This is a genomic window from Phycisphaerales bacterium, from assembly GCA_040221175.1.
Classification (GTDB): Bacteria; Planctomycetota; Phycisphaerae; order Phycisphaerales; family UBA1924; genus JAHCJI01.
Genome location: JAVJVK010000004.1, coordinates 1,220,210 through 1,234,216, shown reverse-complemented (window position 1 = coordinate 1,234,216; position 14,007 = coordinate 1,220,210). Strand labels below are relative to the sequence as shown.

12 protein-coding genes and 1 tRNA gene are annotated in these 14,007 nt (G+C 70.1%); 5 read left to right on the top strand and 8 right to left on the bottom strand.

Features of this window, described 5'->3' with window-relative positions; translation table 11 throughout:
• The 3 genes from RIE32_07600 to RIE32_07590 all read right to left on the bottom strand — a co-directional run.
• On the bottom strand, window positions 1-2,152 hold a 2,152-nt coding region (locus RIE32_07600), incomplete at its 3' end, for a BatA domain-containing protein (protein MEQ9096111.1).
• Between the two features lie 345 nt (window positions 2,153-2,497).
• Window positions 2,498-3,541 (bottom strand): DUF58 domain-containing protein, encoded by a 1,044-nt coding sequence (locus tag RIE32_07595; protein MEQ9096110.1) that lies wholly within the window; start codon window positions 3,539-3,541, stop codon window positions 2,498-2,500.
• A 51-nt stretch (window positions 3,542-3,592) separates the two neighbouring features.
• Window positions 3,593-4,450: a prepilin-type N-terminal cleavage/methylation domain-containing protein gene (locus tag RIE32_07590; GenBank protein ID MEQ9096109.1), complete on the bottom strand. Its 858-nt coding sequence runs from the start codon at window positions 4,448-4,450 to the stop codon at window positions 3,593-3,595.
• 249 nt (window positions 4,451-4,699) lie between these two features.
• Between RIE32_07590 and RIE32_07585 the strand changes: the two genes are divergently transcribed.
• The 4 genes from RIE32_07585 to RIE32_07570 all read left to right on the top strand — a co-directional run bounded on the left by RIE32_07585 (window position 4,700) and on the right by RIE32_07570 (window position 8,572).
• The gene (locus RIE32_07585) at window positions 4,700-5,992 is read left to right on the top strand and encodes a GC-type dockerin domain-anchored protein (protein MEQ9096108.1); all 1,293 of its coding nucleotides are present in this window, start codon (window positions 4,700-4,702) and stop codon (window positions 5,990-5,992) included.
• 195 nt (window positions 5,993-6,187) lie between these two features.
• Window positions 6,188-7,399, top strand: a complete 1,212-nt coding sequence (locus RIE32_07580) for a GC-type dockerin domain-anchored protein (GenBank protein MEQ9096107.1) — start codon at window positions 6,188-6,190, stop codon at window positions 7,397-7,399.
• A gap of 16 nt (window positions 7,400-7,415) precedes the next feature.
• Window positions 7,416-8,099 carry a GC-type dockerin domain-anchored protein gene (locus tag RIE32_07575; protein ID MEQ9096106.1) on the top strand — a complete coding sequence of 228 codons (684 nt, stop codon included), beginning with the start codon at window positions 7,416-7,418 and terminating at the stop codon, window positions 8,097-8,099.
• Between the two features lie 35 nt (window positions 8,100-8,134).
• Window positions 8,135-8,572: a hypothetical protein gene (locus RIE32_07570; protein ID MEQ9096105.1), complete on the top strand. Its 438-nt coding sequence runs from the start codon at window positions 8,135-8,137 to the stop codon at window positions 8,570-8,572.
• Window positions 8,573-8,603: 31 nt separating this feature from the next.
• Here the strand turns inward: RIE32_07570 and RIE32_07565 are convergent.
• Window positions 8,604-8,675 (bottom strand) — tRNA-Gly (locus RIE32_07565).
• 255 nt (window positions 8,676-8,930) lie between these two features.
• Between RIE32_07565 and RIE32_07560 the strand changes: the two genes are divergently transcribed.
• Window positions 8,931-9,305: an RNA-binding protein gene (locus RIE32_07560; GenBank protein ID MEQ9096104.1), complete on the top strand. Its 375-nt coding sequence runs from the start codon at window positions 8,931-8,933 to the stop codon at window positions 9,303-9,305.
• Between the two features lie 46 nt (window positions 9,306-9,351).
• Here RIE32_07560 and RIE32_07555 read toward each other — a convergent pair whose 3' ends face one another.
• The 4 genes from RIE32_07555 to RIE32_07540 form a co-directional block, all read right to left on the bottom strand.
• The gene (locus tag RIE32_07555; GenBank protein MEQ9096103.1) at window positions 9,352-11,271 is read right to left on the bottom strand and encodes a sodium:proton antiporter; all 1,920 of its coding nucleotides are present in this window, start codon (window positions 11,269-11,271) and stop codon (window positions 9,352-9,354) included.
• Window positions 11,272-11,296: 25 nt separating this feature from the next.
• Entirely contained in the window at window positions 11,297-11,680 is a 384-nt protein-coding gene (locus RIE32_07550) for an ASCH domain-containing protein (protein ID MEQ9096102.1), read from the bottom strand.
• 38 nt (window positions 11,681-11,718) lie between these two features.
• Entirely contained in the window at window positions 11,719-13,200 is a 1,482-nt protein-coding gene (rfaE2, locus tag RIE32_07545) for a D-glycero-beta-D-manno-heptose 1-phosphate adenylyltransferase (GenBank protein ID MEQ9096101.1), read from the bottom strand.
• Window positions 13,201-13,325: 125 nt separating this feature from the next.
• Window positions 13,326-13,934, bottom strand: coding sequence for a hypothetical protein (locus RIE32_07540; protein ID MEQ9096100.1), 609 nt, complete (start codon window positions 13,932-13,934; stop codon window positions 13,326-13,328).
• Window positions 13,935-14,007 lie beyond the last annotated feature (73 nt).

Sequence of the window (14,007 nt, the reverse complement as noted above, 5' to 3'; positions counted from 1 at the left end):
CGCCCGGGTGCGCGGGCGCCCCGGCCACCAGCCCCGCCGGGCGCCCGCCGCCGTCCAGGGCCAGCCACGGCCCGCCCCGGCGCAGCGGCCGGGCCGCCGCGCCCTCGTCGTCCACGGGCACCGGGGCGATCGAGCCGCCCGCGGCCAGGGCCCAGCCCGGGCGCAGCTGGGCCGCCCCGGCGGGGGCGGCCGGTCGCTCGCCGGCGATGGCCCCGGGCGAGTCCACCGCCAGCCCCACGCCCGCGCGGGCCAGCTCCTGGGCCAGCGGCACCATCACCGGCCGGGCCGGCAGGTCGGTCCAGCTGGCCGCCAGGGGCACGGCGAAGAGCACGATCAGCCCGCGGCCGCCGCCCTCGCCCGGGCGGGCCAGCAGGGCCGCCGGGTCGCCGTTGCCCAGGGTCAACAGCGGCTGGCCCACGCCGCCCGGCTCGACGCCCAGGGGCAGGTGCCGCGAGACGGTCACCGGCCGCAGCAGGGCTTCCAGCTCGCCCTCGACCAGCCGCAGCAGGCCCAGCGGGTCGTCGCCGGCCCGGCGGGCGATCGACAGGGGCTGGTCGTGCTCGACGGCCTCGGGCCCGATGGTCCAGGGCAGCTCGAAGGCCTCGGCCATGGCGTCCCCCCACGGCGCCAGACCGCTGGTTGGCCCCGGGAAGACCGCCACCAGCCCGCCCTGGCGGGCGAAGGCGGCCAGGGCCCGCCACCCGCCCTCGCGCACGCGGCCGGGGGCCAGCACGAAGGCCGCGTCGGCCCGCGCCAGCCGGGGCAGGTCGACCACGGCGGGGTCCACGGTGGTCACGGCGATGTCGGCCAGGGGGTCGGCCTCGCCCATGGCGTCGGGGGCCAGGGCCGCGCGCAGCCAGGCGGCCGGGTCGTCGGGGTTGAGCGCGCCCGCGGGGGCGCCGGCCGGGCCGGCCGCCTCGATGATCGCCACGGTGAGCTGGCGGCGCAGGGCCACGGCGGCCACCGCCGCGTCGTTGCCCGGCACGCCGAGATCGCCCCGCTGGCCCCGCTGGCCGGGCTGGCCGCCGGGTTGGCCACCGGATTGGCCGTCGGGCTGGCCGCCCTCGCCCACCAGCTGGGCCTCCAGGTAGGCAAGTCCCCGCGGCCGGCCGGCGACCTGGGCGTCCAGGACCACCGAGGCCGTGCGCTCCCCGGGGCGGAAGCGGGCCGTGGCGGTGCTCCAGGGGCCCGGCCCCGCGTCGTCGACGAAGCGCAGGCGGACGGTCCGGGCGGCTTCCTGGTCGAGCCCCGCCCCGCTGCGGCCGATGGTCACCCGGGCGGGGGCGCCCACGGCCACGGCCTCGCCCTGGCCGACCACCAGCACCGGGCGGATGGGCGTCAGGGCGGCGATCCCCGCGTCGCCATCGGGCCCCAGGGCCGCCAGGGCCGGGTCGCTGGCCAGCACCGACGCCTCGGGGCGCTCGCCGGCGGCTTCGGAAGTGGGGGGCGTGGTGGGGGTGGTGGCGGCGGCGGAGATCTCGCCGGGGGGGTAGACCCCCGCCACGCCGTCGGCCAGCACGGCCACGACCCAGCGGCCGCCGGCCTCTTCATCCAGCGCATCGGCTAAGAGGGCGTCGGCGACGATCGCCAGGGCCCCCGCCGCGTCGGCGGCCGCATCGGTGGGCGTCAGGTCCTCGAGGAACTGGCTCAGGGCGGCCAGGTCGCTGGTGGGCTCGGTGGCGCTGGCGGCCGGGGCGTCGGCGGGGCTCGCCAGCGGCCCGCTCATGGGCACCAGCATGGCCCGGTCGCCGCGCTGGGGGCGGAGGCTCTCGAGCAGCTCCACCGCCATGGCCCGGTGGCGGTCCAGGGCGGTCGCGTCCCCGCCGTCGCGGACTCCCGAGGCGATCGAGTCGTCGATCACGATGGCCAGGGTGACCGCGCTGGAGCCGAAGGGGGACTCGCCGGCCAGCCCGCGGATGGTCGGCCGGCCCAGGGCCAGGGCGATGGCGGCCACCAGCAGGCAGCGGACGGCCAGGAGCAGGAGGCGTTCGAGCTGCAGCCGCCGCCGGCGCTTGCGCATGGCCTCGGCCAGGAAGCGCATGGCCGCCCAGGGCGTGGGCTTGCGGCGGCGACGCATGAGCAGGTGGATGGCGATGGGGATGGCGATGGCCGCCAGCCCGGCGGCGAGGATGAGGGGATTCACGAAGCTCATCGGGCGAACCCCCCGTCAACGCGGCCCAAGACGTCCGAGAAGCGACTCCCCGGAGAGCCCGGGCATATCCCCGGGTTCCCCGAGCATGCTCTGGGAGAGCCCGGGGACACGCTCGGGTCGTCCGGGGATGCTCCCGGGGAGCCCGGGGACGCGCTCGGGAAGCGCGGGGACGCGCCCGGATGACCCGGGGACGTGCCCGGGAAGCCCGGGGACGCGCTCGGGGCGCCCGGGGACGCGCTCGGGCGGCCCGGGCAATGGGCAATCGGCAATGGGCAATGGGTCGGATGCCGGAGCATCATCCGCATCCCCCCCATTGCCTCGTGCCCAATGCCCAATGCCTTCCCCTCATCCCATCTTGCTCCGCTTCAGGAGGCTCTCGCGGCGGGCGGCGTAGGCGGCCAGGGGCGGGCCCAGCCAGTCGTGGGTGCTCAGGCGGTGGAAGTCGAAGCCGACGCGCCGGAGCCCGCGCTCGACGGCCCGGGTGTGCTCGGCCAGGGCCTCGAGGTAGGCAGGCCGCAGGGCGCGGGGGTCGATCTTCAGGCGGCCCTCGCCCTCCAATCCCTCGAACGGCCCGGGGTCCTTGAAGGCAAAGTCGGTCTCCGAGCGATCGAGCACCTGGAAGGCGATGGCGTCGTGGCCGCGGTGCTTGGCCCTTGCCCAGGCGGCCTCGAGCACGCCGGGGTCGGTGAAGAAGTCGCTGAGGACGACCAGCAGGCACTTGTTGGTCAGCTTGCCCAAGACCTGGTCGAAGACGCGGCCGAAGTCGGCCTGGCCGTCGACGGGGGCCTGGGCCAGGGCCGACACGATGCGGCGCCAGCTCCCCTGGCTGCTGGAGCGCTCGACCCCGCCCAGCAGCGTGTCGGCGAAGGTGTAGAGGCCCACGCGGTCGCCCTGGCGCAGGGTCACGTAGCTGAGCGCGGCGGCCAGGGCGGTGGCGTGGTCGATCTTGCGCCAGTTGCTCTGGCCGCTGGGGCCGGTGCTGGCGCCGGTTGCCGCCGCGTCGGAGAACAGCCGGCTGCCGTACTGCATCGAGCCGCTGGCGTCGACGAGCACGACCAGGTCGAGGTTGGTCTCTTGTTGATACTGCTTGAGGTAGAGCTTGTCGCTGCGGCCGTAGACCTTCCAGTCCAGGTGGCGGAGGTCGTCGCCGGCGACGTACTGGCGGTGCTGGGCGAACTCGACGGATTGTCCCTGGTAGGGGCTGCGGTGGGCCCCGCTCATGACGCCCTCGACGATCATCTTGGCGCGCAGCTCGAGGCTGCCCAGGCGGGCCAGCGTGGCCGGGTGCAGGTAGAGCGTGGGGTCGACGCGCTCGGAGCGCGTCGCCTGGGGCATGGGCGTGGGGCCCCCGGCTGCGGGCGATGACATGGTGCTGGGGGCGTCGGCCACGGGCGATGGTACCGGGGCCGGGCGCGCCGGGTTCGCGGGCGTGCGGCGGGTTTACCGCGGCCCGCCGGGGCGGTCCTTGTCCCACACGTCGGTGTACCAGGGCAGGGTGTTGGGCAGGTCTTCCTTGGGGATGTCCGAGACGTGGCCATCGAGCCAGCAGGTGTTGCAGCTGTGGCCGTGGCGGAAGTACTCCTCGTCCTTCTTGGCACCGTGCTGGTAGAGGTCGTTGAGCGTGTCGCCGTTGCCGTCGATCATCTGCTCGTAGCCGTCCTTGAAGACGATGAGCTTGGCCGGCTGGGTGACCTCGGTGATGCGCTTGGGGCGGGCGTCGTTGTAGCCGCCGGCCTTCCAGAGCGCCGCGTCGCTGCCCGCGCCGTTGCGGAAGACGCCGTTGAAGCAGTAGGTGGCGTAATCGAAGTTGCCCTCGGCCCCGCGGCCGGTGATGCCGTAGCGGTCGATCTCCTGGGCGCTGGGGCACTTCCACACGTCCCATCCCGAAAGGTGGCTGCGGTCGCCGATGCCCGGGGGGGTGAACATGCTGTCGTCGACGTCCACGCCGAGGTAGCTGTCGTAGAGCGCGCCCCAGTAGGCGCCCAGGCCGCCGCTGAGGCCGGGCTTGTAGTCCTCGTAGAAGGGCAGGAGCACGTTGCCCTGGCTGCCGCGTCCGCCGCGCTCTTCCATGCGCGTGGAGTAGTTCTGGCGGCTGCCGTGGTGGTACTCGTTGTGGTCGAGGGTGTAGCTGGTCCACGCCGTCATGATCTGGCGCATCTGCGAGGCGCACTTGACCTTCTTGCCGGCCTCGCGCGCGGCGCCCAGGCTGGGCAGCAGGATGCCGATGAGCAGGGCGATGATGGCGATGACGACGAGCAGTTCGATGAGCGTGAACGCGCGGGCGCGGGGCGTGTGCATGGTCGGTGGCCTCGTGGCGTGATTCGGTGTGCGATGGCGGCGTCCGTGCGCGAACGCGCCGGGTGCGTGCTGGCCGGATCATTCCTGCGCATCGTGCCATCGTCGCCCGTCGATGCACACGTTCGCGCAACCTTCGCGCGCTCTTTATGCACGCTTGCCATCGCGCTGACAGTCGCCGGCGGCGCGGCTTCTACGTTCCATCCTGATTTGTTCCACCCTCGCTTTTCCAACGCACACGGAGAGATACCCATGACACGCACCCGCACCATCGCGCTGGCCGCCGGCCTGGCGCTGGCCGCCACCGCCACGATCGCCTCGGCCCAGGAAGGCACCGAGGTCGTGATCACCCCGGCCGTCACCACCGGCGACGTCGACGCGTTCACGCTGTCGCTCGATGGCCAGTTCATCTTCTTCGTCGGTTCGGTCGACGACGGCGTGAGCGGCGACCACCTGTACCGCGTGCCCATCGCCGGCGGCACGGCCGAGATCTGGAACGATCCGACGCTGCACAACGACGTCGACGAGGCGCCGATCGTGGGCCAGGACTTCGTCTACTTCAAGGGCGACCAGACCATCGGCAACCCGAGCAACGAGTGGTTCCGCCTGCCCATCCCCGGCGGCGACCAGCTCCAGATCACCGACGGCACGGGCGTCGCCGGCGACGGCGTGCTCATCAAGGGCGGCACCGAGCTGATCTACCTCAACGACGAGAGCAGCGACGGCATCTTCAACGCCCTGACCGATGGCAGCTTCGACATCTTCGGCATCACGCCGCTGGACGTGGACATCGATCAGTTCCAGTGGGACGTCACCGAGGATGGCGAGACGGTCATCTACGGAAGCCAGTTCGCCGGCGGTCCCCAGCCCCAGGTGCTGGGCGTGCTGCCCACCGACGGCTCGAGCTTCGACCCGCAGTTCATCACGCCCACGAACGTGCCGGACTTCTGGGAGATCGTCGACGGCGAGCTGACGCCCGACGGCCAGTACTTCGTCTGCACCGCCGACTGGGACTTCGCCGACACGCAGAGCCTGGTGCGCATCCCCACGACCATCGGCGAGGTCGAGGTCGAGCCCATCGTGTCGCTGGACGGCGAGTTCCAGGACATCGACGGCCTGGCCGTGTCGCCCGACGGCACGAAGGTCGCCTTCAGCGGCGACGTCTTCGTCGACACCGTCGATTCGCTGTACGTCGTGAACATCGACGGCACGGGCCTGCGCGAGCTGACGCCCGACCTGCCCGTCTACGCCGACGTGAACGGTGGCTACGGCGACATCCGCTGGTCGGCCGATAGCAGCCGCATCTACTTCATCCGCGACAAGGACTTCGACGGCCTGAACACCATCTACTACGTCGACGTCGATGGCTCGACCCCCTGCCGGGCCGACATCGACGGCGATGGCGAACTGACCATCTTCGACTTCCTTGGCTTCCAGAACCTGTTCGACGCCGGTGATCTGGCGGCCGACTTCGACGGCGACGGCAGCCTGAGCCTGTTCGACTTCCTGGCCTTCCAGAACGAGTTCGACGCGGGCTGCGCCTGATACGCATCGACTGGCCCTTGCTCCTGCCAGCCCGATCGGCGTGATCAACCGATCGGGCTGTTGCGCGCCGATCTGGCATCGGGCGAATCTCGCGTCATACTGTGCTGTATGAGGGCACTCGTTCCAGCCGTAGTTGCGGGGGTTTGCGGGGCGTGCGCATCGGTGATCGCCCAGTGTCCTCCGGCACAGGAGATCGTGCCCAATGCGCCCGGTGAGTTTCGGGGCGGGGTTGCAATCTCCAGCGACCATCTTCTGGTCCTGCCCAGACGGTTGGACATCGTGTCGGCGTACCGACAGGATGCGGATGGCCGGTGGGTGTTTCATGAGGATGTCCAACTCGATCCGCCCTCGCTGCGTTTTGGCGGCGGGATGATCATCGATGGCGATCGGGCATTGGTGACCGCCGGCGCGCCGATGTCCGCGGTGGGTGGCGTCATCCTGGAGTTCAGAGACGACCGCTGGGTGCCGGCCGCCTATCTCGAAGATCCAACGGCGACGGGCGCCAGCAGCGGGACGGCCCTGTTGGGTTCTACGGCGATCCTCGGTTCGTCGGCGATTCCCAACCGGGTGATGGTGTATGCCAACGACGCGGGCCGGTGGGAGCTGGTGCAGGAAATCGTGTCGGACGTACTCGACCAGCGGACCTACTTCGGAAGCGTCATCGCCATGGACGCCGAATGGGTCGCGGTAGGCGCGCACCGCGAATTCTCAGGCGCTCGCCTGACGGGCGCGGTCTACCTCTACCGGCGGCTGCCCGATGGCACGCTGGCCTTCGAGCAGAAGCTCCATCCGCCCGATCCGTTTGACACCACCCAGTACGGCACGTCGCTGGCATTGAGCGACGGCAGCCTGTTCATCGGAGCTCCGTACGATGATCCGGCATGGGGCTCCATCCATGAGTACCAGGTGCGTGATGGCCGGTGGACGTACGTCGGTCGCATCGTGCTTGAGAATCCCCAAAGGGGCGAGCACTTCGGCCGGGGTATCAAGGTTGTCGACGAATATATGATCGTTCGCTCGGAGCGACCCTCGTTCTACAGCGATGCCACGGTCCATGGCTTCAGGCGCGATACTTCGGGCGCATGGCTCGAGGACAAGACCTTCTTGCCAACGACCTTCCTCTGGGACTACGCGTCGGGCTTTTCGCTGAGCGGCGACATGGTCGCCGTTGCATCGCGTCACGATTGGCCGGCCGAGAGCAGCGGGTTTGTTCACGTGTTCCGCACCGATTGCGCGCATTGCCCGGTCGACCTCGACCGCGATGGCGCGCTCACCGTCTACGACTTTCTGGTCTTCCAGAACGCCTTCGAAGCGGGCGATGCCATGGCGGACTTCGACGCGGACGGCATCCTGACAGTGCTGGACTTCTTGTACTTCCAGAATGACTTTCAGCGTGGGTGTTGGTGACAAGGGGAGCACGGACATGAGAGCCGGCTTGTACGCAGCAGTGGCGTGGGCCCTGATGGTGCCTTATGTGTGGGCCCAAGGGCCCTTTCGGCTCGAGATCGTGCTGGATCCGCCCACGGCTGCGCCCGGCGAGACCGTGCACATCGAGCTCTGGGCGCACTTCCAGTTCGACTGCGCGGTGGCCACGGTGGGGACCAACCTGCTGATGTCGGCCCACGCCCAGCACATTCATGACCACGCGCTCGGGTACGGCTTTCCGTATGGCACGCCGGGGCAGGTCGGCATCGACGGCGTACGCGAGATCCAGGCGCACCGCATCGTGGCGATCGGCGGCATTCCCACGCCCTACGAGAATCCCATCATGTTCTGGGAGGCCGACTTCGTCGCGCCGACCGACGGGCCGCGCGAGGTGATCCTGGCCACCCGCACGGTCCTGTTCATCCTGAGCCAGGACTGCTGCGGCCACTGCTATTCGCCGATCTCCAGGCTCGATGAACTCGAAGAGGCCTTCGTCGTGCTGCGCATCGATGCCTGCCGGGCCGACATCGACGGCGATGGCGAACTGACGATCTTCGACTTCCTTGGCTTCCAGAACCTGTTCGACGCCGGCGACCTGCAGGCCGACTTTGACGGCGACGGCAGCCTGAGCCTGTTCGACTTCCTGGCGTTCCAGAACGAGTTCGATGCGGGCTGCGCCTGATCGCCCCCGCGTAGCCTTGCCCCGGGGGCAGCGTCGTGTTGATCGCCTCGGGCATCATCGTCTTCGTGGCCGCCGCCGCGTTTCTTGCGATCGCGGCTGCGGCGTTCGTCCGCCCAGCCTGGGTGCGGCGGTTCTTCGGAGCGTTCGCCTCCTCGGCGTGGACGCACCTGCTCGAGCAGGCCCTCCGCCTGGTATTCGGCCTCGCGCTGGTCGTGTACGCGCCGGCCATGTGGCGGCCGATCATCTTCTGGAGCCTGGGCTGGCTGATCGTCGTGACGGCGGTCGTGCTGTTCTGCACGCCTTGGCGGTGGCACCGCCGGTTCGCCCGGGCGGTCATGCCCACGGTGCACCGCCACGTGCGGCTGTTCGGCCTGGCGGTGGCCGGCTTCGCGGCGTTGCTGCTTGTGGGGCTGCTCGCCGGGCCCGGCCCGGGGTCGAGCGGGCAAGAGGCAATGCAAAACGCCGCTCCCTGACGGGGGCGGCGTTTTCAAGAAGAGTCTCGAAAGCGGGTGAACGGATTCGAACCGTCGACATTCACGTTGGCAACGTGACGCTCTACCGCTGAGCTACACCCGCAAGCGGCCTCAAGGGTATCGACCATCCCGGGTGGCGTCAACACGTCAGTTCGATGGTCGCACCGGCTGCCGGCAAAGATTCGTGCCCGGCACACCCAAAATGCCCTCGATTCGGGACGCGATTTTTGGTACAATCTGCCCCAGAGTGCGGGATTGCCCGCATCGGCAGGCGTCGCCCGGGCCCGGGGCGGGGGCGCCTGGACTCTCAGTCAGTGAGTAGTTCCCGGGCACGCTTGTACAGAAGGATCGCACAGTCATGCGGATTTACGTCGGCAATCTGCCGTACAGCACCGGCGACAGCGAGCTCGCCGAACTCTTTGCCCAATTCGGAGAGGTCCAGTCGGCCAGCGTGGTCATGGATCGCGAGACCGGCCGCAGCCGCGGCTTTGGCTTCGTCGAGATGAACGATGAGGACGGCCACAAGGCCATCGAGAACCTCCATGGCACGCCCATGGACGGCCGGCCCCTGACCGTCAACGAGGCCCGCCCGCGGGCCAACGCCGGTGGTGGCGGTGGCGGCTTCGGTGGCGGCCGGGGTGGCCGTGGCTTCGGCGGCGGCGGTGGGGGAGGCGGCTTCGGCGGTGGTGACCGTCGGGGCGGCGGCGGCGGCGGTGGTCGCGGCGGCTGGTAAGCCAACCCAAACAGTGATTTGATCGCCCATCGCGCGGGCGGGGTCGTCAGGCTCCGCCCGCGTTGTCGTTGTCGGCCTGATTCGTCGGATCGCCGGCCGCCGGGCTCTCGTCTGATTCGCCGGGGGCTTCGGCGCCCTGCTTCTTGGCCGGTCCGATCTCGACGCCGATGAGTTGGGTTCCCTCCGGCACGCCATCAGGGAAGGCCTTCTCGACGTCGCCGTCGTCGATCAGGTGGACCTGGCTGGTGTCATCGACGGCCAGGATGGCGACCGCACCGGCCCGCTCGCCTTCCCACGTGGCGACGCGCGCCAGCCCGGCGTCCATCTGGAAGAGCATGTGCCGCAGCGGGCGGCCCCACTTCATGGCGGTGCCGGCCTGGGGCTGACCCTTGGGCGAGGGCTCGGGCTTGTCGCGGCGCCACTGGAGCACCTGGCCCACGCCGAAACGTTGGGCCGCCCACCGCGCCACGGCGCCATCGACCTCGCTGTTGTCCGACAGTGCCAGCACGTTGCCAAACCCCGTCGAGGCGACGTCCTGATCCATCCAGCGGATGTCCGTGGCGCTGCCCATGCTTGTCGAGATGCCCTCGCTGGCGGCCGCGGCGATGTTGGCCGCGTTGGTGTCCACCACGCGGACGGGGACGCCCAGTGCCCGCAGGTGCGCCGCCACGTCGCGACCCAGCCGGTGGGCGCCGACGATGATGACGCCGTTGGGTCGGCCCGCCCGAACGCGGAGCAGGGTTGCCAGCGGCCCGGCGGTCAGGCCGGCCAGCGTGACGGTGACGACGATGACCAGGATGACCAGCGACTCAAGCTGCTTGGCGTGGGTCTCCAGTTCGGGCCGGCTGTCGAGCACCTGCGTGGCGGTGCGCCCCATCTCGATGGCCACGATGGCGCCCAGAGCGATGGCCACGATGCCGCGCGGCGCGATGAGGGCCGTATATGCCCGCTCGCGATAGGTCAGGCCCGTTCCGATCGTGCCCGCCAGCACCGACAGCGGCCTGACCAGCAGCACCATGGCCGCAACGAATACGACCTCTTGCCACGACACGTCGAACAGCCGACCAAGCTGGACGCGCGAGGCCAGCAGGATGAACAACGCGCCCACCAGCATCACAGCGGTGGTTTCCTTGAACCGGCGCATCGACTCGGCGCTCGGCCGGGCCGCATTGGCCAGCACCAGACCGCACAGCGTGGCGGCGACCAGTCCGGCCTCGCTCGAGACCGCCTCGGCCAGGCCGAACGAGATCATGCACGCCGAGAGGCCAACCAGCACGATGGTCTGGGTGTCGCTCTTGCGATCGCCGTTGATGATCCGCAGCACGCGGGCGGCGACGTAGCCCAGCAGGATGCCAAGCCCCACGCCGGTGACGGCCGGCACGAGGAACTGGACCAGGATGGCCCCCGCGCTGGCCGAGCCGGGCTGCTCGATGGCAAGCCGAACGATCTCGAGCGTCGACACGGCGGCCACCACGCCGATTGGATCGATCAGGATGCCCTCGGCCATGAGGGCCGAGTGCAGCCTTGGGCTCAGGGGTGTTCGTCGCAGGATGGGCTGGATGACCGTGGGCCCGGTGACCACCAGCATGGCCCCGAGCAGGATCGACAGGTCGAGCGGCAGACCAACGAGGAAGTGGGCCAGCATCGCCGTGAGCAGCCAACTCACGATCACGCCGATGGTGAGCAGGCCGCGCACCGCCCCCGGCGCGCGGGCAATGGTCTCTCGATCGAGCCCGAGCCCGCCCTCGAAGACCAGGAGCCCCACCGATACCGACACGATGGCAAGCAGGCCCGAGGTGCCCAGGGCGTCGCCGTCGACCAGGCCGAGCCCGTTCACGCCCAGTCCGAAGCCCACCAGCAGCAGGAAGAGGATCGGCGGCTGGCGCACCCGATCGCTGACGAGGGTGATGAGCGCACCCGCCCCGAAGGCCAACGCCAGGCTTTGGACCGCCCCATGAGCTTCCATTGGCTGCCAGTGTACGGCCGTCGGCCTAGTCCAGCACGAACCAGGCCCGGCGGTCTCCCCGCTGTCGATCGAGGGATGGCCCGCGGCCGACGGCCTCGCAGTCGTGCAGGTGCACCAGCGTCACGCAGCGCGCGCGGCGCGCTGACTTCCAGTACGCATCGTCGCCGCCGATGGCCGAGCGATGCTCGGCCTCGATCTTCGCCACGCGGGCCTCGGTCAGTCCCTCCAGGCACTCGGCCTCGGCGATGCGGGCTCGGGCGGCATAGCCACCCCCCGTCGTGCGAAAGTAGATGCGATGCCCCGCCTCCACGCGGCCAAACGGCGGTCGCTTGTCTCGCGAGAAGCGGCTCTCGATCGTCTTCCGGCCGGCCAGCAAGGCTTCGATCACCCAGGGGTGCACGATGGCCACGTGTTCGCGTCGAGCGACGGACGCGGACCCCGGTGGGTTCACCGCCCCGCCCCCAGACGCGACAGCGCGCTGGTGGTGCTCAGCCCCTGCACCAGATCGATGAGCTCGACGCGGCCGCCGGCGGCTTCGACGACGCGCTGGCCGACGACTTCCTTGCCGGCGTAATCGGCCCCCTTCACCAGCACGTCGGGCGTCAGCGCTTCGATCAGTTCGATCGGCGTGTCATCCTCGAAGAACACCACGGCGCCAACGGGCTCGAGTGCGCCCAGCACGCGCGCGCGATCCAGCCCGGCGTGTACCGGCCGCCCCTCGCCCTTGAGCCGGCGCACCGATTCATCGCTGTTCAGCCCCACCACCAGGAAGTCGCCAAGCGTGGCGGCCTTCTCGAGCAGCGAGACGTGTCCGGCATGCAGCACGTCGAAGCAGCCATTGGTGAAGACGACCGTGCCACCGTTTCGTCGGACGCTGGCGACCTCGGCGCGAACCTCTTCGAGCGTGCGAAGCTTGCCCGTCAACCGCCCGGCCTGCCGCAACAGCTCGCGGTGGACGTCGGCCAGCGGGATGGGCTTGACGCCGAAGATCTGGACCTCCAGCCCCGCCGCGGCATTGGCAAAGCGTACGGCATCGGGCCACGACAGCCCGTTGGCCCGGGCGGCGGCCAGGCCGGCGAGCATCATGTCGCCCGCACCGGTGACGTCGTAGACCTCGCGCGCCACGGTCGGAATGGTCAGCGGTTCGGCATCCTGCTCGAGCAGCAGCGCGCCGTCCTTATCAAGCGTGAGCACGACGGCCTCGCAATCGAGCGCTGCGGCCAGTTCGCGGGCCAGTTCCTGCCGCTGGGCGGCCGAGTTCATCGAGTGGCGCCGCCCCGTCGCGCGCTCGGCCTCGCTTCGGTTGGGCGTAATCGACGTGCAGCCGCGGTAGCGGCCGAAGTCGTCGCGCGACGCAGGGTCGACCAGCAGTGGAACGCCATGCTTGCGCGCAAGCTCGATCGCTGCGCGACAGGTCGCCTGGTCGCACACGCCCTTGTCGTAGTCCTCCAGGCACAGCACGTCCGCGTCGGATAGGGCCGCCTCGAGCGCGGCGAGCACGTTCTTCGAGATGGTTTCGGGCAGCGCCTCGCGAGATTCGAAGTCCACGCGAAACATCTTCTGCGGGTGGCGATGCTGGGCCAGGCCGATGAGGTTGCGCTTGACCGTGGTGGGGCGCTGGGCATCGGCGATGAGCCCGCTGGTGTCGATGCCCGCCGCCCCGAGCCGATCACGAAGCATCGCGCCCTCGGCGTCTTCGCCCGTCACGCCAAAGACCTTCACGTGGCCGCCCAGCGCGACCAGGTCCTCGGCCAGGTTGCCCGCGCCGCCGGGCATGGCTTCCTGTCTGGTGACGCGCAGCACGGGGACCGGTGCGTCGGCGCTCAGGCGTTCGGCATCGCCGTAGAGCTGCTGGTCGAGCATGAAGTCGCCCAGCACCAGCGCGGTGAAGGACTTCCAGTTCGAAAGGGCGGCAAGCAGGGTGTCCACGCGTCGAGTTTAGGGTGTTGGGCGTGCGGTCGGGCCGGAAGCGGGGGTGGGTACGAAAAAACGCGCGCCTCCGGCACCCCGGAGACGCGCGCATGGTCAAGCAGAATCGGCTGAACGCAGGTGGCTCAGGCGCGACGACGACGGCTGGCGATGGCGCCAAGACCGGCCAGCACGGCCAGGCCGGCCGGAGCCGGAACCGTGGTGTAGGTCAGGTCGTCGTAGGCGGTCTCGACACCGTCCAGGCGGACCGAGCCGATCGGAACGGTCGACACGAAGCTGAAGGCTTCCATGGTGCCGTCGCCCGGGCCGAAGCCGTCGGCGTCGACGAAGCTGCCGATGGGAGCACCCGACATGTCGAAGAACTCGATGGTGTCGGCGCCAACGCCCGCGGCGCTCGCCATGCCGCCAAAGCCCAGGATGCCGCCCAAGCCGGTGAAGTCGAGGGTGATGTCACCGAAGCCGAACAGCGTGCCGAACTTCGTGCCCGAGGTGGGCTGGATCGGGCCGCCGGGGCTGCGGAAGTCGCTCCAGTTGCCCTCGTCGACCGAGGCGTGGAACACCGAACCGGGGATCACGGGAACCGTGCCGCCGAACATCGAGGTAATCTCGGCGCGGGCGCCGGGGTAGCTCTCGTAATCGTCGGTGGCCTCGGGGGTGAAGGGGCCCGGGCTGACTTGGGCGGCGGCCATGCCGGCCACGCCGAGGATACCGATAACAGCGCTGATCTTGGTCATCTTGTCTCTCCTACATACAAACGTGCACGAAACTCAAACGAGCGCCAGCACGTTGCTGCATGCTGGCACAATC